Source organism: Furfurilactobacillus curtus, assembly GCF_054657915.1.
Genome location: NZ_BAAHXU010000001.1, coordinates 1,112,006 through 1,131,720, shown reverse-complemented (window position 1 = coordinate 1,131,720; position 19,715 = coordinate 1,112,006). Strand labels below are relative to the sequence as shown.

The window sequence follows — 19,715 nt, the reverse complement described above, 5'->3', positions numbered from 1 at the left end:
GATCGGGATGAATACGGTCTGAACTTGATGATGAAGAGGTAGCAGGATGAAGACAGCCGTGATTACCGATAGCGCCAGTTATTTAGATCCGGAAGTAGCTAAGGCTGCTGGCATATATGTTGTGCCAATTACTGTGATTTTTGGGACCCAGACTTATCTTGAAAATGTGGATATCACCAGTGAGCAATTTTATCAACGCATGCGCGAAGAAAAAATGATGCCATCCACGGCCCAAGTTACGATGATGCAAATGCAGGAAGTATTCGATCAATTGATCGCTGAAGGCTATGATGAAGTGATTAGTATTCATCTATCGAGTGGGATCACTACTTTCTTACAAAACCTGACGGCCTATGTACCTACTGTCAAAGAAATCAAAGTGTATCCGTTTGACTCGCAAATGGCGAGTGCCGGCGAAGCATGGTTGGCGTTAGTTGCTGCTAAGATGGCCAAAGCTGGCAAGCACGCTGCTGAAATTTTGCCAGTGTTAGAACGGCTGCGAGCGACTACTCACGTTTACTTTGTTGTCGATGATTTGAGTCACTTATTGCGCACCGGGCGAATTACGAATAGTTCAGCCTTCGTGGGTAACCTGTTACGAATTAAACCAATTTTGACATTTGAAGACGGCAAAATTGTGGCCTTAACTAAGGAGCGCACTGCTCGGCGTGCATTTCAACGGGTAAAGCAGGATTTTGTTGCTACACTGAGCCAGGAAAATTATCCGGTGCGGGCAGCTATTATTGATGGTAATAATCCAGCAGGCAGCGCTGAGTGGATGAGCGATTTAGCTAGCGATAATTTAACGACTACTGCCGGGGATGTGCAGTTTGAAATTGCACATATCGGACCATCAATTGGTGTTCATACGGGAGAAAAAGTGATGGGTCTCGTGTGGGCAGAAGATTGGCAACGTTTGGTTTGACCGTGTTTGAAAATCAATTCTGCCTATTTAAATAGCCACAATAAAAAGGGTTTCCGCGTAATCGAAACCCTTTTTATTGTGGCTGTATTGATGCGCTGAAGCTAACTGTGTGAGCTGTATTGATGACGCTCAGGCAGTTGACTAACATGAGCCGAATGTGTGACGAAGCGTTGTTTTGGTATGGCGGGGAAGCCAACGGTATCTTCGACAACATATCGTGGACGTGCACGAGACTGTTCGAAGATGCGACTTAAATATTGACCTAAAATGCCAATGCTAAATAATAATAGACTGCCAATTAAGAGATCGACGACTAACAGCCATTGTGTGTTAGAAACAGTGCCCCAAGTGCCAGAAAGTGTTAAACCGGCCGCAATAAAGAGCAAGCCACCGCCTGCCCAGTTTGCAAATTTTAGAGGTAATGCAGAAAATGACGTGATGCCATCAAGCGCAAGCCGAATCATTTTTGAAAGGGGATATTTGGATTCACCCGCTTGTCGTGGGCGTCTGGTATAGGTAACGGAGACTTGTTTAAAGCCAACCCAGCTGACCATTCCCCGAACAAAGGGTGACTGTTCGTTCATGCGATTCAACACGCTGACGACTTTACGGTCCATCAGGCGAAAATCACCAGTATCAATGGGAATCTCTATGCTTGTCAGCTGGTGTAGGATACGATAAAAGGCCTTGGCTGTGAGACGTTTGAACCAAGATTCACCTTCTCGTTGTGCACGTTGACCATATACGACATCGGCACCATGATGCCAGACGTCAATCATTTGTCCAATCACTTCCGGCGGATCTTGCAAATCAGCGTCCATAACGACCACTGCATCGCCGTTGGCATAACGAACCCCTGCAGTAATAGCCAATTGATGCCCGAAATTGCGAGAAAAACGTATTAGACGCATTTCTTGGTGAAAGGTCATTGCCTTACGAATTTTTTCAGCCGTATGGTCGGTGGAACCGTCGTCAACGAAGATGATTTCGTAAGCCTCGGCGCGTTTTTTAATGAATGCGTTCACCATGCGGATGGTGTTCATGATTAGGGCTTCTTCATTAAAGACCGGGAGAACGATTGAAATAAGTTCTTTTTTGGGAGTTGTCATCTTCATCTCATCCTTTCTAATTCAATTTATACAGCGTTCCAGCATTTCCACCCATGCCGCCAATTCGACTGGTATGGGAACAATTGGGTTTCTGATTGGCATTCCGAGGCTTTTGGTTCAGGTCTTTTTTACCTCGACCGCTCTTAAAGCGCCCAGTCAACTTGACTTGTGGCGGAGTTGCACCAGTACTTGCTTTGCCTCTCAGTGCTGCAACGCGAGTACCGGCAGATTTAGCCATGGTGGTATTACGCCCACCATACTTTTTGGCGCTGATTTTGGTTCCATTTTTCTGAACCCATTTAACGATGGCGCTGTTACTATTTCTACCTGAAACATAGAAATATTTGATTTCGCCTTTTTTAACGAGTTGCTTAAAATGTTTAAGTGAAATTGCCTTATCGGTGCCATTAAATCCACCAATAGCCATGACAGCCTTGCCGGTCTTAATGATATATGGCGCCGCTGTACCGGAATCGCTTGTGGCAAAGAGGTATTTGGCATTACCATCATGCTGATCTAGATACTTGATGAGCTTTTGATTGGCAGATTCGTTGCCAATCCCACCACTTTTCCGGGCATTAGTTAATAAATCAGGGCCGGCCGTTGGAATTGCGGCTGATTCAGCGGCCAGAGTGGGAGTCAAGGACCAAAAACTAGGTGCCAAGGCGAGGAGAATTAGTGCCATCAGGCTGACGATGTTAGTGCGTTTTACAGCTTTAAATGAAGTAATGATCACGATAGTAGCTACAATTGACCCTAAGCCAATCAGCCAAGACAACCACGGATAGTCACTGTAAACATACCAGCTTTGTAATGCACCGGTAGAGAGAATTCCACTGGCAAAAAGGTAGCGTTGCCAAAGTTGATGTTGGTTTTTTAATGCCTTAATGAAGACTGTCACCCCGATTCCAGCTAGCACAGCAAGCGGCGGGGCCAACATGATCATATAATATGGGTGAAAGAAACTAGCGATACTGAAGAAACCTGCTACGGGGACTAGCCAAGCAGTCCAGTACCACAACTGCTGTTGGTTAATCGTAGTTTGCCACCATTTTTTCTTGTGGTCAGCTTCATATAAGTAGGCACTAATTAAGCCAGTTAGTGCTAGTGGAAAGAACCAGCTGACTTGCTCACCTAAGGCCTGTTGGAATAACCGGAAAGGTCCAGCGGTTCCAATATTAAAGGCACCTTGACCACCGCCGACACCTTGGCGCCCGGGTCTTCTAGTTGAGTGCTGACCATTCGGGGCATGGTTAGTTTTAGTTGGCAGTATTTTTGATTTACCGGTGACTTTATTAGCAGATTTAGTTGATGCACTCATGCCAGGAAAGCGACTGCCGGTTCCCGTGGACTGCCCGAGTAATCGTTGAGAGCCATTATAGCCAAAAGCTAAGTTTAAGACGGAATTCGTTGATGAACTCCCAATGTAAGGTCGATCTTTGGTACTAGTGTTGTCGACAGCTAGTGGCCAAAATAAAGTGAAGACAGCTAGTGCGATGGTTGCAACAATCAGATGGGCAACCTTTTTTCGCCAAGTGACAGTACTGGCAATCCAATAAAAGAAATACATTGCAGGCAACAACATGAAGGCTTGCAGCATCTTGATGTTGAAGGCAATTCCGATCAGCGCAAAAGCGACCGTTACTTGCCAAGCACGGCGCTTCAGTATGGCTCGTTGTAATGTAAAACCAGCTAAGAGCAGGAAAAAGATCAATGTTGCATCCATGTTGTTTGTTCGCGAATCGGCCACGACGATCGGTGTGATCGTCATAAAGAATGCGCTTAAATTGCCGGCTAACCGGCCAAAGTATGGTCGAACCATCTGGCGAATTAATACCACTGATCCAACACCGAATGCGACGGAAGGCAACACAATGCTCCATCCGTGAAGGCCAAATAATTTGGCTGAGGCGGCCATAAACCAGAGGGCCACCGGCGGCTTATCAACGGTAATAAAACCGGCTGGGTCAAAGCTGGCATACCAAAAGTTATGCCAATTTTTTGTCATACTGACGATTGCAGCGGTGTAAAAATCATTAGCTGATCCTGCCTGCCAGATGTTCCAACCGTATAAAAAGACGGCTAGAACCAGAATTAGAACAAAATACCAATCCCAGTGTTTTAGGTGCTGACGCATGCCACCACTTCCTTTCTTTCGATGGTGGCTTACTATAGCCGCTGGTTCATAAAGCGAGCTTAACGGAAACTGAAATTAAGCTTAAGTAGGTTGTATCTTCTAATCGAAAACAAAAAAACTGAACCCAAGCTACAATGAGTAGCGGGTTCAGCTAATTAAGTTGAATTTATTTATTATTAACTTTAACGATTAAGACATCGACATCAGCATTACGACTAACATAGTTGGTTACAGAACCAACCATTAACCGTTCGACAGCGTTTAATCCAGTCGTTCCCATGACGATTAGCTCGTTGCCATGGTCGTGAGGGAATTCTTTAGAGATAACAGGTTTAGGATTTCCGAAACGAACGTGGATATCCACGTCTTTAACACCAGCATCCTCAGCCTGTTTCTTTAATGTTTCTAGGCGATTTTGCACATCTTCAACGAGACGATAGATGACATCACCACTCACGGCGCCACCATAGCTATCCGAAAATTGGTTGACCTCCAAAACATTTAGAATATCAAGATGGGTTTCGTTACGTTTGGCGACTTCAATCGCCTTTTCCAAAACCGGTTCAGTGGCCTTTGAACCATCGATCGGGGCGAGAACGTTTTTATATTGTTGTAGCATCACTACATGCCGCCTTTCCTCAATTAACTAATACTTTTGCTTGGTATTTATTATACCTTTTCTATGGCTCGTTGTAAGCGATTTAGTCGCCCACTCGTGAAAATAACTGCAAAGTTAGGGAGGCAATGCCAGTATCATCCTGGAAATCAAGGCGACAAAGTTTGTGAAATAAAATTAATAAACAGCGTCAAATTAGTGTTTGTTTCCGCTTTCAGAAAGTGCTAACATCACAGTAGAACTTGTGTTGGATAAAATAAAATCTGAGCGCAAGTAAATTGACGTTTACCAAGATGCCACTAATCAGGAGGATCAATCGCAATGTATTATGTTTCGATGAAGTCACACAATATTGGTGAAAATTTGGCTACTGAGCAGTATTTAATGAATAACAAGAATTTTGACGAACCTTTATTGCTATTTTACTATGAAGAACCTTGTATCATTGTCGGTCGCAACCAAAACACATTGGAAGAAATCAATCAAAAATACGTCCAAGAACATAATATTCGCGTGACCCGAAGACTCTCTGGCGGTGGCGCAGTTTACCAAGATTTGGGCAACCTATGTTTCAGCTTCGTGGTCGATTCCAATAGTGAAGACTTTGGTGATTTTAAGTCCTTTACGCAACCAATCGTGACCGCTTTGCAAAAAATGGGGGCCAAATCTGTAGAGGTGTCTGGACGCAATGATATTCTAGTAGATGGTCGGAAATTCTCAGGTAATGCAATGTATACACGCAATGGGAAGACTTTTTCTCATGGAACCTTAATGTTAGATGTCGATTTGGACGTAGTGACGCATGCTTTAAATGTGCCAGAAGATAAGATCGCTTCCAAGGGGATTAAGTCTGTTCGTTCACGGGTTACCAACTTACGACCATTCTTAGCGCCAGAGTACCAAGACATCGATGTCCCAACATTCCGCGACATCCTATTGAAAGAATTGTTTGGTGTTGATGATTTGACTGAAATCAAGGATCGTGAATATAACGTCACCGATGAAGATCAGAAAGAAATCGACAAGTTGTACGAACAATACTACAATAATTGGGACTGGGTTTACGGTAACTCGCCTGAATTTACGGTGAAAAAGCGACAGCACTTTGACTACGGGACCATTGACGCGCGTCTAAACGTTGAAGACGGGAAGATCAAGCACATCAAATTTTACGGCGATTTCTTCGGACCAGAAGATGTCACTGCCCTAGCTGACCGCCTCACTGAAATTAAGTATGACCGTGATGATCTGCGTAATGCATTAGCGGACGTAGACCTCAGTAAATACTTCGTCGGCATTTCAAAGGATCAACTCATCGATCTGCTGGCATAGAAAGGTTTTTAGCTAGATGAGAGATGTTCGAGTTGTTAGTTTGACGATTGCCGGGTGGATCTTTTATACGATTGTAAACGCGGGGGTATCCTTTGGCTTTGGCGGTAGCGCTAGTAGTCATTGGCCCGCGTTTTTGGCTAACGAGGTATTGATGCTTGTGCTAGTGGCCATTCCGGTGTTGATGTTTACCTTTAATTGGCGTTTTTCAGTTTATCCACAGGCCTTTGTTTTGTTGATTTTTTCAGCGGTACTCTTGCTAGCAGTCGTGAAGACATTCAGTGGACATGGAGTCGTGTTTATTAATGTGGTGATTGATTTATTCGCGGTAATTGGCTTGGTGACGAACTTTGAAGCCTTTGTGGCCGGAGCACGTTTTCGCCGGAACTACGAAGAAAATAACCGTATCTGGGTGGCTAAAGAAGCTGCCAAGAAACAACAATCGCAAAAGGGGCATAAATAATGGATATACAAGTTGCCGATTTTTTAACCGCAATTAAAGATGAGACATATGCGGCATACGCTGATACGGCTACGTTCGCACAGTTAAATGATACGCCGACAGAAGTGATGCAAGCGAGCTTTGATTTTGCTTTAAAGCAGCTACAGGCTGGTAAGCTATTCCAAGCTCGCGTTGATGTTACAGGATTTCACGATGTTGAAATCAATGTTCGTCTGGAAAGTTCGGTGATTAATTTGCCATTTGCCTACGTGAATGAAATTGATAAAATGCTGGATGCGGACGCGGTGTTACCAGTAAATGTGTACATGATCTTTGATTCTCCAGCGATTAACGTGTCTAAAATGCGGATTGACATGGCAAGTTCAGTGCAAGCGTTCTTAGATGATAACGAGTCAGTTACAGAAAAAGTAATCGATTGGCTACGAGAACAAGTGGAACGACTGACGATTGCAGAAGCTGACGATGAAGAACAGACGGACTAAAATAAAATAGCCCAGGCCGAAACAAACTAGGGTGATATAGTTGCACAAAAATAATCACGATCCTCAAAAATGCGGATCGTGATTATTTTTTTTTACAGGCTTAATTGATAATAATGTTATTAATCTTCAGCGAAGGCATCTGTCCATTCACGAATAAAGCGAACCGCTTCGTGAATGATAATTGGTAACAATGCAATCCCGATACAAATAAATGTGAAGTAGTTTTTAACAAATTGAGTTTTACCGAAGAAAAAGCCAGCCAATGTTGCCACAAGGATCCAACAACTGACGCCAATGGTGTTAAATAGGTGGAATTGCTTACGGTCCATGTTGGTCTCTCCGGCAATTAGTGGCATGAACAGCCCGATGATAGGAATAAACCGGGCGATGATTAAGAAGCTACCGCCATAGCGTTTAAAGTATGCTTCGGATTGAGACAGGCGATGCATTGCTTTGGAGGGCGATTTACCTGCGGCGGCCTCTTTTTTACGATGAGTGTTTGTTTTATCATTTAATTTTAAACCGGCCCGAAATTTGATGATCGAACCGACTAGCGTAACCGTAATAAAGCCGACAAGCAGGATATAAATACTTAGTACCGAGCTATGATTGGCAGAAATGGCGCCAGCGACGAATAGTAATGATTGGGCTGGTAAAAATGAAAATAATAAGTAGGCACTTTCTAGAAAAAGGACCCCAAATAAGACGACGTATCCCCAGTAGTTAAAGTGGTTCGTCCATGGAACCAGATAATTTAATGGATGAAAGACAAAATCTAATACCCAGGCAAGTTTTGTTGAAGCAATAAAATTAGTCATGCGTTTATCATACCGACATTTTTGATGGGTGTCGAGCAATGTGAGTGGTGGAAAGACGTTAATTTTCAGCAGTTGGAATCTTATACTAGTGCCAGATTAGACTTTTACAATGTTGTTCCCTGGTCGACGAACCTGAACGCCACGGCATTCAGGTGCTACGTTCAGCATGGTTTACTTTGCGATTAATTCACTTATATTTCGAAGAAAGACATGATCTTGTCCGACCGTGATCACCAGTGTCCTTAAGCTTATTAAACAAGTCAAACACCGCCGTCTGTTTGTCGTCTGACTCAGTGATTTGCTGATCGTTCACCTATGTAGACCGATTTGCCGTTTAAAGCTCGAAGCCCAAGCGGACTTTTAGTACGATAATTTTCTCTTATTTGCACTTTTAATTTAGCCGTGTTAAACTTTTTCTATGCGATGAGTCGAGATCAGCCAGGCGGCATTTTGTCGTTTCTCTGCGGAGACTAGTGGCTATCGAAGTTAGGGGCACGTTTTTCCAACGCATTTTGGAGTGCTTGATCGTTTGTGTTGTGGAACACGGCGGTCTGCCCACCGACTACTATTGGGTACTAACATCTCAGTTCTTCTTCATTGAAGAACCCCTTAAGTTCAGGAGGGTAATTACTGAACACGCCAAACATGTCTCTCACTGAAAAGTGAGGGACTTTTTTGATCGCGGGAACTTTGTTGCTTAAAGTTACAGCCTTAAAAGGCCCAGTAGTTATGATACACTAATGCTAATGATTAATAGTTGCTTAACCTTGTAAAATAAAGTTGAGCGATCACTTAGGGGGTCGAGCTATGGAGCTGGGAACATTGCATCATATCGCGATTGTGGTTTCAAACTACGCAAAAGCCAAGGATTTTTATATGACCAAATTGGGGTTTCAACTGGTCAGCGAGTATGATCGGCCAGTCAAGCATGACACAGTGATGATGTTAGTGGCTGGCAACGTGCAAATCGAGCTGTTTGTCCGCCCAAATAGTCCGTCCCGGCTAAGCTATCCAGAGGCATTGGGATTACGGCACATCGCCTTTCAAGTCAACGATGTGGCTCAAACAGTGATTGAACTAGCTGAACTTGGTGTCAAGGCGGAACCGATTCGGCATGATGAGTTCACGGGTAAAGCAATGACGTTTATTCAAGATCCGGATGGTCAGCCGATTGAGTTACACGAATAGCACAGGATCATGTTAGCGCTTAATGGGTTGAAAACCTAGGTTAGGATCAGGTTAAACGATTAGAATTCCGGCCACTTACTGAGTCGTCGCCTGCTACGTTCAACTTGGTCTACTTTCCGGTTCCCAATTTGACTGCCGCCTAATTTGTCCAGTCAACTAAATAGAACGCTCACCTGCTGTCGATGCAAGGTGAGCGTTCTTTTAATTGGCTGGATTTTAGATGATGAAAACTAAGCGTCCGCCATGTTCTTAATGTAAGCCGCATGTTGCGCAGGATCGAATTGCTTTTCAGCTTTTCCAATCACCAACGTGGCCACTGAATTACCGATCACGTTAACGGTGGTCCGCCCCATATCAACAAGCCGGTCAATACCGGCAATGACGGCCAATCCCTCAACAGGGACGCCAATGGATGAAATGGTGGCAATCAGTACGATGAAGGAAGCACCTGGTACCCCCGCCATCCCTTTACTGGTCACCATCAGTAGTAGGACTAAGAGTAACTGCTGGGTGAATGAAAGGGGAATGTGATATACATCAGCCAAAAATAACGCGGCTAATGTTTGGTAAATGGCAGAACCATCGAGGTTGAAAGTGTATCCGATTGGAATGACAAATGAGGTCACTGAGTTGCTAGCACCATAATGTTGCAACTTAGCCATCGTCTTAGGTATGACAGCTTCTGAACTTGCTGTGGAAAAGGCGAGAATCAATTCTTCCTTGAAGACTCGCAAAATTTCCAACAAGTTAAAGCCGAACAATCGTGCGACGAGGTTAAGCGCGATGAGAACGAATAAGATCATGGTCATATACGCTAAGGCAATGAATAGACCGAGCGGTTGGAGGACACCAAGCCCCAATTGAGCAACAGTAGCAGCCATCAAAGCACCGGCACCGATGGGGGATAGCTGCATGATCCAGTCTGTAATTTTAAACATTACTTCGGAAATGGCACGAAGTAAATCAACGATAATCCGCCCCTTTTCCCCAATCGCTGCTGTGCCAACACCGAAAAAGACGCAAAAGAACACCACTGCAATCATATTGTTCGTCGACAAGGCTTTGAAAAAGTTACTGGGGATGATGTTGGAAATTACCGCCCAAGCGCCATGGCCTTCTTGTTGATGAGCGGTATTGATCATTGAAGAAATGTCTGTCTTAGGAATGGCCTTGATATCGATTAGGTGGCCAAAATGGAAGAGGTTGCCGGCCAATAGACCAAAGCCGATGGCAATCAACGTCATTGTAAAGAAGTATAAGAGTGTTTTACCACCAATGCGGCCCAGCTTTTGAATATCCCCAATGTTTGCTACGCCGACGGTCAGACAAGAAATGACTAACGGTAGCACAATCATTTGAATTAGACCGATGAATAGGGCGCCAATGTGCTGAAAAGCACTAATTGCAGGGGCTTGCTTATAAAAAATAACCCCGAGAATAATTCCGATTGCTAAACCAATGAGAATCTGCCAGCCAAGTGTTGGCCGTCTTTTTAAAATTGTTTGCATCTGGACCCCTCCAAATAATTAAGAACGATTACTTGATAGTATAGCATGATCATTCGTTATTTGGCGATGACTTTTTGAGCAGAACCAAACATTGTATGTAAAAAACGCTCAGAACCCACGCAGTCTTTGAAGCGTGGGGGCCGGGCATCTACTAATGTCTGTTTCGTGGTGATTAGCGTTGAAAATATTGAAATAGATTATAACAACCAATTAGGGCAAGAACCGTGCCAAAAGCACTGGTTGCCAGTTGTTTAGCCCATAGACCAAAGCCGAGTAGGATTAGGCCAGCTCCAAGAAAGCCAAGTGCGTCACGGAGTTCTTGTTTCATTTAGTTTAGCCTCACTTTACGATGTACACCCGGTCCTTAATCAGATCGAAGTCATGAAAATGTCGGTTTAAGTCAGCATTTTCAGTTAATTTTGCGTGTTGCCAAAATGCTGTTGAGCCAGTGGCGCCCCCTTTTTCACCGATGACGATCAATTGAGGCGCATTTGGAAGCTGGCGAACAGCTTGCAGAACTTGCCAGTCGATCTCTTGACCATCTGGTGACCAGCTCATAATAATCGCGTCCACATTCGTACCATACTTGGCGATTGCTGCTAAAGCATCCAGTGGTTCAACTTCGATGACTGGATGCCTGCCTGTTTCATTTTCGTTAGTCCAAGCAGTGGAATCAGTGACGTATAAAGTTTGATTGGCGTCGTGATCGCGCAATCCTTTAGAAATATAACCATTACCAGCCATGAGTTCTAGCGTGGGAACACCTTTGAGATAGTTGCTCAAATCATTAGTGAAGGGCGCAGAAATATAAGCCCACATACCATACGTCGCTTCTAAATAATCACGAAAGTCGCGTAATTGATGGTCTAATTTCGGCAAGGCCGCGGAGAGTGTTGCCCATTTTTGGTCGCCGATTGGATCACCTAGTGGATACTTAGCTAAGAGGGTTTGGTAGATCGTATCTTGATAATTATCGGGCAACAGTAACGGTGGTAATGGTTGGGGCAATAACCCAGCTGCCAGTAAGCGATCAGCTTCTAGGACTTGGTTAATGAGAAAGACGGCCGCACTATAATCAGTAAACTGCTCGCGAAAGGCCTGCATTTTGGTGATGTAATCGGAGTTTGATCGCGGGGCTAGGTGAGGTTGCCTGACGTGTGGAAATTGGCGTTTTAACTTCTTACGTTGTTTTGGATTCATTTACAAACTCCTTCAAGGTTCATCATAACCGAGATCAAGCTCTTCTTGATGGTCGATGGGAACGTCACGTTGCCGGGTTTGGCGACCATGCATGAATCCTTCAATCAATTGATAAATATCATAACGATTTTGACTGCTCAAGGCTTCGCCATTAAAGGTCAGCCGTTTGCCGGATAAAAACAAGCGACCGAGATCATACTCATCTTGCTCGGCCTTACCTGTTAAATAGTCCAATGAGACATCCAAATATTCAGATAACTTACGGACTTCAATGTAAGTGGGTGTGCGCACACCGCGTTCCCAGTTACCGAGCTGCGAAGCCGTATTTGGTCGTTCATTAGGTGCTAGATGTTGATTTAATGCATCTGCTAGTTGATCAAGGGTGATATTGCGGCCGCGACGTAAAGCTCGCAAACGATCAGGAAACATGGGATCACTTTCTTTCTGTAATGGCATTTTGTTCGAGCCACGTTAAAATGGCTTGATAGACGAGCTGCCGGTCATCCTCATTTAAAATTTCATGACGCATGCCCGGCCAAATTTTCAAGCTGACGTTTCGATGGCCAGCGTTAATGAGGTGTTTAACGTGCTGGCGCGGCCCAATACTAAAGCCGCCTACAGGATCTTCTTGTCCGCTGGTAAATAAGATGGGCAACGTTAATGGGATACCGTTAAACCAATGATGATGGGTAGAGAGCGTGGCCATTCGAAATAAGATGGAAAAACCATTGTTGGTAAAGGTGAAACCTGACAACGGATCTTCGTTATAGCGCTGCACATTTTGTGGATTAGCCGATAACCATTGAAAAGGTGAGGATTCTGGAAAACGTTTGGCATAACCACCAAATGCTAGGTTGTCTAACATATGATTCGGGTGACGTGGTGCAAAAAAGTTGAAGATTGCGACTACTGGACGAACGATTGCCAACGCCGGATGGTAAGCAGCTGAACCGATAATGACAGCGGCATCAACCCAAGCACCATAATGTGTGAGATATAATTGTGTCATCATAGCGCCCATCGAATGCCCAATAATGATGTGGGGGATGCCGGGATACTCATGACGTAGCTGTTTGGTCAGTGTGAATTCGTCATCGATTAAGTGTTCAATAGCTTGATGCTTGCCAAAGTAGCCCAAAGGGGTCTGGCCGACGGAATGACCGTGTCCTAAATGATTATCACCAGCAACTACCCAGCCATGAGCAGCCAAAAACTCGGCAAATTCTGCGTAACGATCGATATGTTCAGCCATTCCGTGGACGATTTGTACGGTACCGACAATGTCCACGACATTATCGGGTGTCCAGCGACGTGCTTCTAATTCATGGCGCCGATCAGTTGAAGGAAAGGAAAAGGTCGTGACTGTCATGAAAACCTCCCAGTTATTTGACGAAGGGATCAGATAGCTCGATAAAGCGATTAATATCTTTTCGGACTAAATTGGCGCCGTTTTGCCAGAAGCCTGGTTGAGTTAAGTCCACGTCTAAGTGCTTTTTAGCGAGCGCTTCCGTTGACATATTTGCTGTGTCACGCAGTAAGGCAATGTAACGCTCCTCGAAGTCACCCCCGTCGGCTTGCGCTTTGGCATAGATGCCTAGGCTGAATAGATAGCCAAATGTATAAGGAAAATTATAAAAGGGGATATCGTCAATATAAAAGTGCAATTTGCTAGCCCAAAAATGGGGATGATAGGTGCCCAAGTGGTTTGAAAAGGCCCATTTTTGAGCGGCCAGCATCAATTCGTTTAATCGAGCAGGTGTGACAAGACCCTGTTGTCGTTCTTTGTAAAAGTTTGTTTCAAATAAGTAGCGTGCACGAATATTCATGAACATCGCTACAGGATTCGTCATTTTCGCATCAAGCAGATTAATTTGTTCGCCGACAGAGGTGGCCGCGTTAACGTTGGCGTCCGCGACAATTAATTCGGCAAATGTGGACGCAGTTTCTGCCACATTCATCGCATAGTCGCGCCGCATCTCGGGTAAGTCCTTGACCATATCATAGTGAAAAGCGTGGCCTAACTCATGGGCGATGGTCGCCGCATCATCAGGCGTGCCGGTATAAGTCATGAGGATTCTTGATTCTTGGCGTTCTGGCAGTTCAACCATGTAGCCACCAGGTTGTTTGCCTGGGCGATCTTCTACTTCAATCCAGGCGTGGTCAAAGGCGCGTTGAGCTAAGGCCGCCATTTTTGGACTAAACTTGTTAAAGTTAGTGACAATAAAATCAGCAGCGTCGTCGTAACTTAGGCTTTGACTGTGATAACCGTCGACCATAATTGGCGCCGTTTGATCTTGCCAGTCATAATGATCTTTGCCCAGCAAAGCAGCTTTGCGATCCATGTAGGGGATAAACATGTCTTTATTGGCTTCAACGACATTCCACATGGTGCTTAATGTCCGACGACTCATTCGACTGAGTTCGAGCGGTCGCTTTAAAAAATCGTCAACATGATGAAGTTGATAATTTTGTAAACGAAAGCCCGCTAAGTGGTTCAAAGTATCGCCAACGATGCTTTCTTGGGCTCCCCAAGCCTCTTCATAGGCAGGCATCAGATGATCACGAGTGGCATTCTGTGGTGCGCCAGTGAGCTGATTTAGTGCTTGCCCAGCTGACAATGTTGTAGTGTGACCATCAGCGTTTTGATAGGGAACCTCGATTTTACCAGCGATGGTGTCATAATGATGGCTCCAACCGGAAAAACCATCGATGGACAATTTGTTGATCATGCTCTCGGTGGCTGGATCCAGCTGTTCGAGGGCCTTGTTGGCGAATTTCACTCAGATTGAAGCTGATTTCCTCAAAATCCGATTGGCTCAATAATTGTTTAAAATCGTCTTCGCTCAAATCGGCCAGTTGTTTGCCAAATTTAACTTCGAGGTCGTCAAAGTTGGTTTTAACCGTCGTCAATTGAGCCAATTTGGGTGGAATGGCGGGATTATTAAAGTCCGCTGAAAGATGAGCTGACCAGAAAACATCCAACTCCTTTAAACCATCAGCGATGGCATTGCGAGCGGTTAGGTAAGCCTGTAGTCCCGTAAAAGCTGGGGCGTCTTCAACCAAATCTAGTTCTGCTTGCGAAATCGTTAAGGCGTTAATTTGCTTTGCCAATGCTGATAAGCGGTCGTTGGCGGCTGGCGAATCATAGCCACCCGGGAAAATGCTTTCTAGATCCCAAGTTTGTTGATATTTCATCTTAATCCCTCCATCAAGGCTGATATTACCGTTATTATACCAGTCCTAACGATACACGAACGCCTTAATTGTAGGCGGTTGCATTCTATTAGTCTGTGGCCGACTAACTTGTCTCGATTTGAAGTAAGTGTTACAGTGTGAAAACTGGGTTAGGGGGTTAACAGTTTTGACAAAACATCGCATGAAACATTCATCTACTAAGGTTAGACGACACCATCGTGGACTGTGGATCAGTCTGGTTGTAGTTGTTATCCTGCTGGTCGTGGGTCTAATTGGCGCAGGCAATTATTTTTTTCAGGTAGCAGAAGTTCGCAGTCATAAAGCCTTTATTCATAATGGGGCCTTGAAACGAAGTGACCCGTTATATGAACAAGATAAATGGTTTAAAGAACAGCCTAAACAGACTTGGCGCCAGACGACACCAGATCATCTCAAACTAGTTGCCAATTATTTGCCAGCTACAAAAGCGACCAATAAGACCGTGGTCATTGCACATGGGTTTGGTGGTGACAAAGAAAAAATGTCCGCTTACGGGACGATGTTTCATCGTATGGGCTACAACGTCCTGATCCCAGATGATCGAGCTGCGGGCCAATCACAGGGCAAATACATCGGATATGGCTGGCTGGACCGCAAAGATTATTTGCGTTGGTTAAAAATGGTGGTGAACAAAAATGGTCAAAATAGTCAGATCGTGATGTTTGGTGTCTCAATGGGTGGGGCCACAACCATGATGGTTAGTGGCGAACATGATGTGCCCAAACAGGTTAAGGCTTATGTCGAAGATTGTGGCTATACGACGGTCGAAGATGAGATTAACTACCAAGCCAAAGCCATGTATAATCTACCTTCATGGCCATTAGTGCCAGTTGTGAGTGCAATCAGTCAGTTGCGAGCTGGCTATAATTATCGTGAGGCTAGTGCAGTGAAGGCTGTGGCTCATAATCGACGACCAATCATGTTTATTCATGGTTCGAAAGATAAATTTGTGCCAACGAAGATGGTCTACACGTTATATCATGCCGCCAACGAACCGAAGCAATTGTGGGTAGTTAAAGGCGCGGGCCATGCTGCATCATTTAGCAAAAATCCGCATGTTTACCAAGTTCGGATAACAAAGTTTTTAGACCGGTACATTAAATGATGTCAACTTGACTCCTAGATAACGAATAAAAGCGTTCCTAATCCTTGCCTAAGTCAGACAAGGATTAGGAACGCTCTATTTTAGTGGAATTAATTCTTAAGGGGGCATCTTTGAAAAAAGTCATGAGGCACTTAGGACTACTAATGCAGCAGGGTCAGGCTGTTAGTCAGTGGCATTCTGGTTGTATAAAGCGTATTAATTGGTGAATCAGTTGGAATACCAAGCGCAATGCCCATGGCCAGTAGTTGCGTTGCTTGCAGATTTGTTTCCTGTCGAACGATATCTGGATAACGCACAAGTTCATAGGCAGGAATTGAACCAATTCCATGGTCTGTTGCGCTTAACGCTAGCGTTTGGCCGACAGCACCGAGGTCGTATAAGGACCATCCTGTTGCATTTTGAGGAACGGTTAGATAAACGATAGCAGCTGCATTGAAAAGCGTGGCTTGAGCTTGTGAAAAGGTCGCGATTCCCTGCGGATCCTTATTAAGGGTTTCATTAACTTGTTGATTCCAATTTTCCATGTTTTGTTGCGCTTCGCGAGCAAAATCGTTACGGTGGGCGACGCTTAAATCGGCTGTGCCACCACGTCCAGCGACAGCGCGCTCGTAGTGACGTTTTTTGATGCGCTTGAGCGTAGCACCGGTGACGATAGTGATGTGCCAGGGCTGGGAATTCGCCCAAGATGGGGCGCGTGTGGCATCTGTTACAAGTTGCTCCAAGACGGTTGAATCGAGGGGGGTATCTTTAAAAGTGCGAATTGATCGGCGCTGATACACGACATCGTGAAATTCCATAATGGACTATCCTCCTTTCGTCTATCCAGCAGTTGGCGTTAAGCCAGGTAAAGGGATTGCGCCACCATAGCCATTTGGATCCAGATAAGTTGCGATTAGCGGTTGGGGAAGTTGGACATTTAAAATCCGTTGATTGGCCATTGTGGTGACGATATTCGCTTCTTTTCCAGCAGCAATTTTGGGTGTAAATTGCGGATCAATTAAAGCTGCTCGCGCAATGTAAAAACCATCGGCGAGCTGGCGAGCTCGGCGACCATCCGCAGCCGTGTGAATTTGTGAACCGATAAAGACGGGAATTGACTGTGATAGCGCTTGACGCAAGAGTTGGGCGAACGTGGCAGTGTGGTTAGCTGGTACAGCCTCATAGTTATATTGGGCACCCGTTAAAGAGACATTAAGATAGTCAAAGCCAATTTTTTTGGCCGCTTTAATCTGCGTCAACATGTCGTCAATCGTGTAACCGACTGTTTGACCATGAATCTCTTCTGGGCTAATACGCAGACCTAAAATAAAATCCGGTCGATGAGCTTGTTTGATCGTGTCTGCGACAGCTTGTAATACAGCCAGCGGCAGTGCAGCACGTTTATTTAGTGATCCACCCCAAGCATCAGTACGGCGATTGGAATAACTAGAAAAGAACTGTTGTAATAAATCATGGTTGCAATTATGAATTTCAACACCGTCAAATCCAGCCGCCATTGCGCGTTTAGTCGCAGTCGCAAAGTCATTCACAACCTGTTGGATATCGGATTCTGTCATTTTAGCAACAGGATAAGCTAACCACGGAAAGTCGCGTGCACTTGGCGCGTAAACGGTCAGCCCGTTAGCCTGTGAGACTTTACTTTCCCGTCCACCATGGCTAAGTTGTAAGATTGCTTTGTTATGATGATGATTCATTGCTGCTGCGTAACGTTTGAGACCAAGAATCGTATCATCGGTTGCGACGCTTAATTGACCAGGTTCCACCAGACCAGCGGCACTCACGGCTGCATAACCGGTAACTAAGATTCCGGCAACGTTGGATCGTGCTTTCATGTAATTGACTTGAGCATCAGTGACTCGCCCATGAGTGTCTGCGGAACGATCACACATGGGGGCCATCATGACTCGGTTGCTAAGGGTGACTCCGTTTGCTAGAGTCAGAGGATCAAGAATTGGATTTGTCATAATTTTCCTCCGAAAGACGTGATTATCAAACGTACCATTTGACGTTCTGGAGAGAGAATACCGAAGAATAATTAGAATAGAAACATACACTTACAGGCAAATGTATGGTGACGAAAGGTGAACCATGGTTGAAAATACAAAACGACGGATTATTGAAACCTTCTTGAATTTGACAACCTCCATGTCCGTGCAAAAGATTTCTATTGCTCGGTTGATGCGTGATATGAAGCTCCAGCGAGAGACCTACTATTACTATTTTAATGACAAGTACGCGCTAATTGAGGCAAGTTTGGCCATGCTACTATTTGATAGCTATGACCAGTTAATTAATGATCGTTCATTGGACACTGCCAATCGGGCCGTTTTAGCGCAGATTAAAGCCCATCCGAATTTTTTCAATGATCTGCTAAGTAATCAAAATGAGTACATGTTCAAACGGCTCTATTGTCAGACCTCATTAGCGGCCATTAATCGGTACTTAGACGCAAACTTTCGGCAAGTACCTGAGACGGTTCGCTTCGCCGGAAAATTCTATATTTATGCAGTCAATAACGTCGTTTATGAGTGGGTCCAATCGGGGATGAAGACGGATCCAGAAGCATTAGTTCGTCAATTTTCGCTGAGCATTCCAGTTGCCCTAGTGCCATACTTTAAGACAACCCAAGAAATTGAGGAGAAAAGCTAATGAAATTTTTTATTATTGGTGGCGTGGCCGAGCCGGTCAAATATTAGCGAAACAATTAGTTAATGAAGTTCATACCGTGATCGTTGGTGTACACGAACACAAGCCATTAGCTGATGTTGTGGCAACATTAGCCGGTTTATTAAAAGCCGATAATACGGTCCGCGAGGTTATCACAATGCATGCAGGGGGTAAACCAATTCAATAAGCAATTAATTGAACAGAACTGAAAAAGAGAGCGGGACATAAGTCGGTAAGTGATGAGCACTAAAAGCGAACTGAGAATGATGATGGTTATTCATCGTTGGCAGTTCGCTTTTAGGCGGAGTCACTTGACTTATGTCCCGTGTTTGGGCTATTTAGATTATAGTTTTGTCCCAGACTCTTTAATGAATGATCACAACTGGTACTCGTTAAAGCGAATCATGCGGCTTTATTTTTGATAGAAAGATTTCTCATTACGATTAAATATCATCGACGGTTACTTTCTATTTAGTTGACGATCACTGATTGGCTTGCCGGTGGGAAGATTAATAACTTCTTTGCATTGGAACCTCCATATGATGATTAATGAACTATTGAAACCAAATTGGCATGTCAATTAGGCCGATCCAACCATATTGAAATGCCTGTCTGACCTGGTTGTTTAACTCGGCAAGAATTTGAGCTTGTTGTTTGGTGAAATGATACTGTTTCAAAAGGGCAATCCGCTCAAACGCTTTGTTCATCCTTGCGATTGCCTCAGGCACCTGTCGATATTGTTGGGCAAGCTTGTCCGGTTCGTTGATGGTTTTATAGGTAACTGAGACGATCTGCTGTAAGGCGATTTGGTCGAGAGGGAGACTTTGATAGAAATCATTCAGTAATTGATTAACATCTTGAAGTGCGCGTATTTTTTTATCTTCGTTCATTCGATGGTCTCCAAAAAAACTTTGTTTATCAAAGACTTGGGCTG

20 protein-coding genes and 1 pseudogene are annotated in these 19,715 nt (G+C 44.5%); 8 read left to right on the top strand and 13 right to left on the bottom strand.

Annotation, left to right across the window (positions count from 1 at the left end; all coding sequences use genetic code 11):
- Positions 1 to 46: 46 nt before the first annotated feature.
- Positions 47 to 925 carry a DegV family protein gene (locus tag ACYQ0Y_RS05575; protein WP_407884771.1) on the top strand — a complete coding sequence of 293 codons (879 nt, stop codon included), beginning with the start codon at positions 47 to 49 and terminating at the stop codon, positions 923 to 925.
- A 101-nt stretch (positions 926 to 1,026) separates the two neighbouring features.
- Here the strand turns inward: ACYQ0Y_RS05575 and ACYQ0Y_RS05570 are convergent, their stop codons facing one another.
- The 3 genes from ACYQ0Y_RS05570 to ACYQ0Y_RS05560 all read right to left on the bottom strand — a co-directional run bounded on the left by ACYQ0Y_RS05570 (position 1,027) and on the right by ACYQ0Y_RS05560 (position 4,790).
- Positions 1,027 to 2,034 carry a glycosyltransferase family 2 protein gene (locus ACYQ0Y_RS05570; protein ID WP_407884773.1) on the bottom strand — a complete coding sequence of 336 codons (1,008 nt, stop codon included), beginning with the start codon at positions 2,032 to 2,034 and terminating at the stop codon, positions 1,027 to 1,029.
- 16 nt (positions 2,035 to 2,050) lie between these two features.
- Positions 2,051 to 4,171, bottom strand: a complete 2,121-nt coding sequence (locus ACYQ0Y_RS05565) for an ArnT family glycosyltransferase (protein WP_407884775.1) — start codon at positions 4,169 to 4,171, stop codon at positions 2,051 to 2,053.
- Between the two features lie 166 nt (positions 4,172 to 4,337).
- On the bottom strand, positions 4,338 to 4,790 hold the full coding sequence (locus tag ACYQ0Y_RS05560; RefSeq protein WP_407884777.1) for a universal stress protein: 453 nt from the start codon (positions 4,788 to 4,790) through the stop codon (positions 4,338 to 4,340).
- A 318-nt stretch (positions 4,791 to 5,108) separates the two neighbouring features.
- On the opposite strand from ACYQ0Y_RS05560, the gene lplA reads away from it, so the two are divergent.
- Genes lplA through ACYQ0Y_RS05545 form a run of 3 tightly spaced genes read left to right on the top strand, consistent with a single transcriptional unit; the run spans position 5,109 to position 7,061 of the window.
- On the top strand, positions 5,109 to 6,119 hold the full coding sequence (gene lplA / locus ACYQ0Y_RS05555) for a lipoate--protein ligase (RefSeq protein ID WP_407884779.1): 1,011 nt from the start codon (positions 5,109 to 5,111) through the stop codon (positions 6,117 to 6,119).
- Positions 6,120 to 6,135: 16 nt separating this feature from the next.
- Positions 6,136 to 6,579: a hypothetical protein gene (locus tag ACYQ0Y_RS05550; protein WP_407884781.1), complete on the top strand. Its 444-nt coding sequence runs from the start codon at positions 6,136 to 6,138 to the stop codon at positions 6,577 to 6,579.
- On the top strand, positions 6,579 to 7,061 hold the full coding sequence (locus tag ACYQ0Y_RS05545; protein WP_407884783.1) for a hypothetical protein: 483 nt from the start codon (positions 6,579 to 6,581) through the stop codon (positions 7,059 to 7,061). Before ACYQ0Y_RS05550 ends, ACYQ0Y_RS05545 begins: the two co-directional genes overlap by 1 nt.
- A 119-nt stretch (positions 7,062 to 7,180) precedes the next feature.
- Here ACYQ0Y_RS05545 and ACYQ0Y_RS05540 read toward each other — a convergent pair whose 3' ends face one another.
- Positions 7,181 to 7,879, bottom strand: coding sequence for a VTT domain-containing protein (locus tag ACYQ0Y_RS05540; protein ID WP_407884784.1), 699 nt, complete (start codon positions 7,877 to 7,879; stop codon positions 7,181 to 7,183).
- A gap of 807 nt (positions 7,880 to 8,686) precedes the next feature.
- On the opposite strand from ACYQ0Y_RS05540, the gene gloA2 reads away from it, so the two are divergent.
- Positions 8,687 to 9,067 carry an SMU1112c/YaeR family gloxylase I-like metalloprotein gene (gloA2, locus tag ACYQ0Y_RS05535; protein WP_407884786.1) on the top strand — a complete coding sequence of 127 codons (381 nt, stop codon included), beginning with the start codon at positions 8,687 to 8,689 and terminating at the stop codon, positions 9,065 to 9,067.
- Positions 9,068 to 9,297: 230 nt separating this feature from the next.
- On the opposite strand, the gene ACYQ0Y_RS05530 is transcribed toward gloA2, so the two are convergent.
- From ACYQ0Y_RS05530 to ACYQ0Y_RS05505, 6 genes and pseudogenes are all read right to left on the bottom strand, one after another.
- Positions 9,298 to 10,575: a dicarboxylate/amino acid:cation symporter gene (locus ACYQ0Y_RS05530; protein ID WP_407884788.1), complete on the bottom strand. Its 1,278-nt coding sequence runs from the start codon at positions 10,573 to 10,575 to the stop codon at positions 9,298 to 9,300.
- A 172-nt stretch (positions 10,576 to 10,747) separates the two neighbouring features.
- Positions 10,748 to 10,903 (bottom strand): hypothetical protein, encoded by a 156-nt coding sequence (locus ACYQ0Y_RS05525; protein WP_407884790.1) that lies wholly within the window; start codon positions 10,901 to 10,903, stop codon positions 10,748 to 10,750.
- Positions 10,904 to 10,914: 11 nt separating this feature from the next.
- Positions 10,915 to 11,775 (bottom strand): SAM-dependent methyltransferase, encoded by an 861-nt coding sequence (locus ACYQ0Y_RS05520; protein WP_407884792.1) that lies wholly within the window; start codon positions 11,773 to 11,775, stop codon positions 10,915 to 10,917.
- A gap of 12 nt (positions 11,776 to 11,787) precedes the next feature.
- Entirely contained in the window at positions 11,788 to 12,204 is a 417-nt protein-coding gene (locus tag ACYQ0Y_RS05515) for a helix-turn-helix domain-containing protein (RefSeq protein WP_407884896.1), read from the bottom strand.
- Between the two features lie 4 nt (positions 12,205 to 12,208).
- Positions 12,209 to 13,144: an alpha/beta fold hydrolase gene (locus ACYQ0Y_RS05510; protein WP_407884794.1), complete on the bottom strand. Its 936-nt coding sequence runs from the start codon at positions 13,142 to 13,144 to the stop codon at positions 12,209 to 12,211.
- Positions 13,145 to 13,157: 13 nt separating this feature from the next.
- Positions 13,158 to 14,970 (bottom strand): annotated as a pseudogene (locus tag ACYQ0Y_RS05505) (M3 family oligoendopeptidase).
- Between the two features lie 181 nt (positions 14,971 to 15,151).
- On the opposite strand from ACYQ0Y_RS05505, the gene ACYQ0Y_RS05500 reads away from it, so the two are divergent.
- On the top strand, positions 15,152 to 16,114 hold the full coding sequence (locus ACYQ0Y_RS05500) for an alpha/beta hydrolase (RefSeq protein ID WP_407884898.1): 963 nt from the start codon (positions 15,152 to 15,154) through the stop codon (positions 16,112 to 16,114).
- Positions 16,115 to 16,254: 140 nt separating this feature from the next.
- Here ACYQ0Y_RS05500 and ACYQ0Y_RS05495 read toward each other — a convergent pair whose 3' ends face one another.
- Complete coding sequence (locus ACYQ0Y_RS05495; RefSeq protein WP_407884796.1) at positions 16,255 to 16,911, bottom strand: nitroreductase; 657 nt, start codon at positions 16,909 to 16,911, stop codon at positions 16,255 to 16,257.
- Positions 16,912 to 16,932: 21 nt separating this feature from the next.
- Positions 16,933 to 18,078: an oxidoreductase gene (locus ACYQ0Y_RS05490; protein WP_407884798.1), complete on the bottom strand. Its 1,146-nt coding sequence runs from the start codon at positions 18,076 to 18,078 to the stop codon at positions 16,933 to 16,935.
- Positions 18,079 to 18,202: 124 nt separating this feature from the next.
- Here ACYQ0Y_RS05490 and ACYQ0Y_RS05485 point away from each other — a divergent pair, with 124 nt between their 5' ends.
- Together ACYQ0Y_RS05485 and ACYQ0Y_RS05480 are read left to right on the top strand one after the other, a co-directional pair.
- On the top strand, positions 18,203 to 18,763 hold the full coding sequence (locus tag ACYQ0Y_RS05485) for a TetR/AcrR family transcriptional regulator C-terminal domain-containing protein (RefSeq protein WP_407884800.1): 561 nt from the start codon (positions 18,203 to 18,205) through the stop codon (positions 18,761 to 18,763).
- Complete coding sequence (locus tag ACYQ0Y_RS05480) at positions 18,747 to 18,968, top strand: hypothetical protein (protein WP_407884802.1); 222 nt, start codon at positions 18,747 to 18,749, stop codon at positions 18,966 to 18,968. The genes ACYQ0Y_RS05485 and ACYQ0Y_RS05480 overlap by 17 nt, the downstream gene beginning before the upstream one ends.
- 367 nt (positions 18,969 to 19,335) lie before the next feature.
- Here the strand turns inward: ACYQ0Y_RS05480 and ACYQ0Y_RS05475 are convergent, their stop codons facing one another.
- Positions 19,336 to 19,671 carry a hypothetical protein gene (locus ACYQ0Y_RS05475; RefSeq protein WP_407884803.1) on the bottom strand — a complete coding sequence of 112 codons (336 nt, stop codon included), beginning with the start codon at positions 19,669 to 19,671 and terminating at the stop codon, positions 19,336 to 19,338.
- Between the last annotated feature and the right edge of the window lie 44 nt (positions 19,672 to 19,715).

Coding starts and splice junctions, on each gene's coding strand:
- ACYQ0Y_RS05575 (WP_407884771.1), top strand. CDS start 47: ATGAAGACAGCCGTGATTACCGATAGCGCCAGTTATTTAGATCCGGAA.
- ACYQ0Y_RS05570 (WP_407884773.1), bottom strand. CDS start 2,034: ATGACAACTCCCAAAAAAGAACTTATTTCAATCGTTCTCCCGGTCTTT.
- ACYQ0Y_RS05565 (WP_407884775.1), bottom strand. CDS start 4,171: ATGCGTCAGCACCTAAAACACTGGGATTGGTATTTTGTTCTAATTCTG.
- ACYQ0Y_RS05560 (WP_407884777.1), bottom strand. CDS start 4,790: ATGCTACAACAATATAAAAACGTTCTCGCCCCGATCGATGGTTCAAAG.
- lplA (WP_407884779.1), top strand. CDS start 5,109: ATGTATTATGTTTCGATGAAGTCACACAATATTGGTGAAAATTTGGCT.
- ACYQ0Y_RS05550 (WP_407884781.1), top strand. CDS start 6,136: ATGAGAGATGTTCGAGTTGTTAGTTTGACGATTGCCGGGTGGATCTTT.
- ACYQ0Y_RS05545 (WP_407884783.1), top strand. CDS start 6,579: ATGGATATACAAGTTGCCGATTTTTTAACCGCAATTAAAGATGAGACA.
- ACYQ0Y_RS05540 (WP_407884784.1), bottom strand. CDS start 7,879: ATGACTAATTTTATTGCTTCAACAAAACTTGCCTGGGTATTAGATTTT.
- gloA2 (WP_407884786.1), top strand. CDS start 8,687: ATGGAGCTGGGAACATTGCATCATATCGCGATTGTGGTTTCAAACTAC.
- ACYQ0Y_RS05530 (WP_407884788.1), bottom strand. CDS start 10,575: ATGCAAACAATTTTAAAAAGACGGCCAACACTTGGCTGGCAGATTCTC.
- ACYQ0Y_RS05525 (WP_407884790.1), bottom strand. CDS start 10,903: ATGAAACAAGAACTCCGTGACGCACTTGGCTTTCTTGGAGCTGGCCTA.
- ACYQ0Y_RS05520 (WP_407884792.1), bottom strand. CDS start 11,775: ATGAATCCAAAACAACGTAAGAAGTTAAAACGCCAATTTCCACACGTC.
- ACYQ0Y_RS05515 (WP_407884896.1), bottom strand. CDS start 12,204: ATGTTTCCTGATCGTTTGCGAGCTTTACGTCGCGGCCGCAATATCACC.
- ACYQ0Y_RS05510 (WP_407884794.1), bottom strand. CDS start 13,144: ATGACAGTCACGACCTTTTCCTTTCCTTCAACTGATCGGCGCCATGAA.
- ACYQ0Y_RS05500 (WP_407884898.1), top strand. CDS start 15,152: ATGAAACATTCATCTACTAAGGTTAGACGACACCATCGTGGACTGTGG.
- ACYQ0Y_RS05495 (WP_407884796.1), bottom strand. CDS start 16,911: ATGGAATTTCACGATGTCGTGTATCAGCGCCGATCAATTCGCACTTTT.
- ACYQ0Y_RS05490 (WP_407884798.1), bottom strand. CDS start 18,078: ATGACAAATCCAATTCTTGATCCTCTGACTCTAGCAAACGGAGTCACC.
- ACYQ0Y_RS05485 (WP_407884800.1), top strand. CDS start 18,203: ATGGTTGAAAATACAAAACGACGGATTATTGAAACCTTCTTGAATTTG.
- ACYQ0Y_RS05475 (WP_407884803.1), bottom strand. CDS start 19,671: ATGAACGAAGATAAAAAAATACGCGCACTTCAAGATGTTAATCAATTA.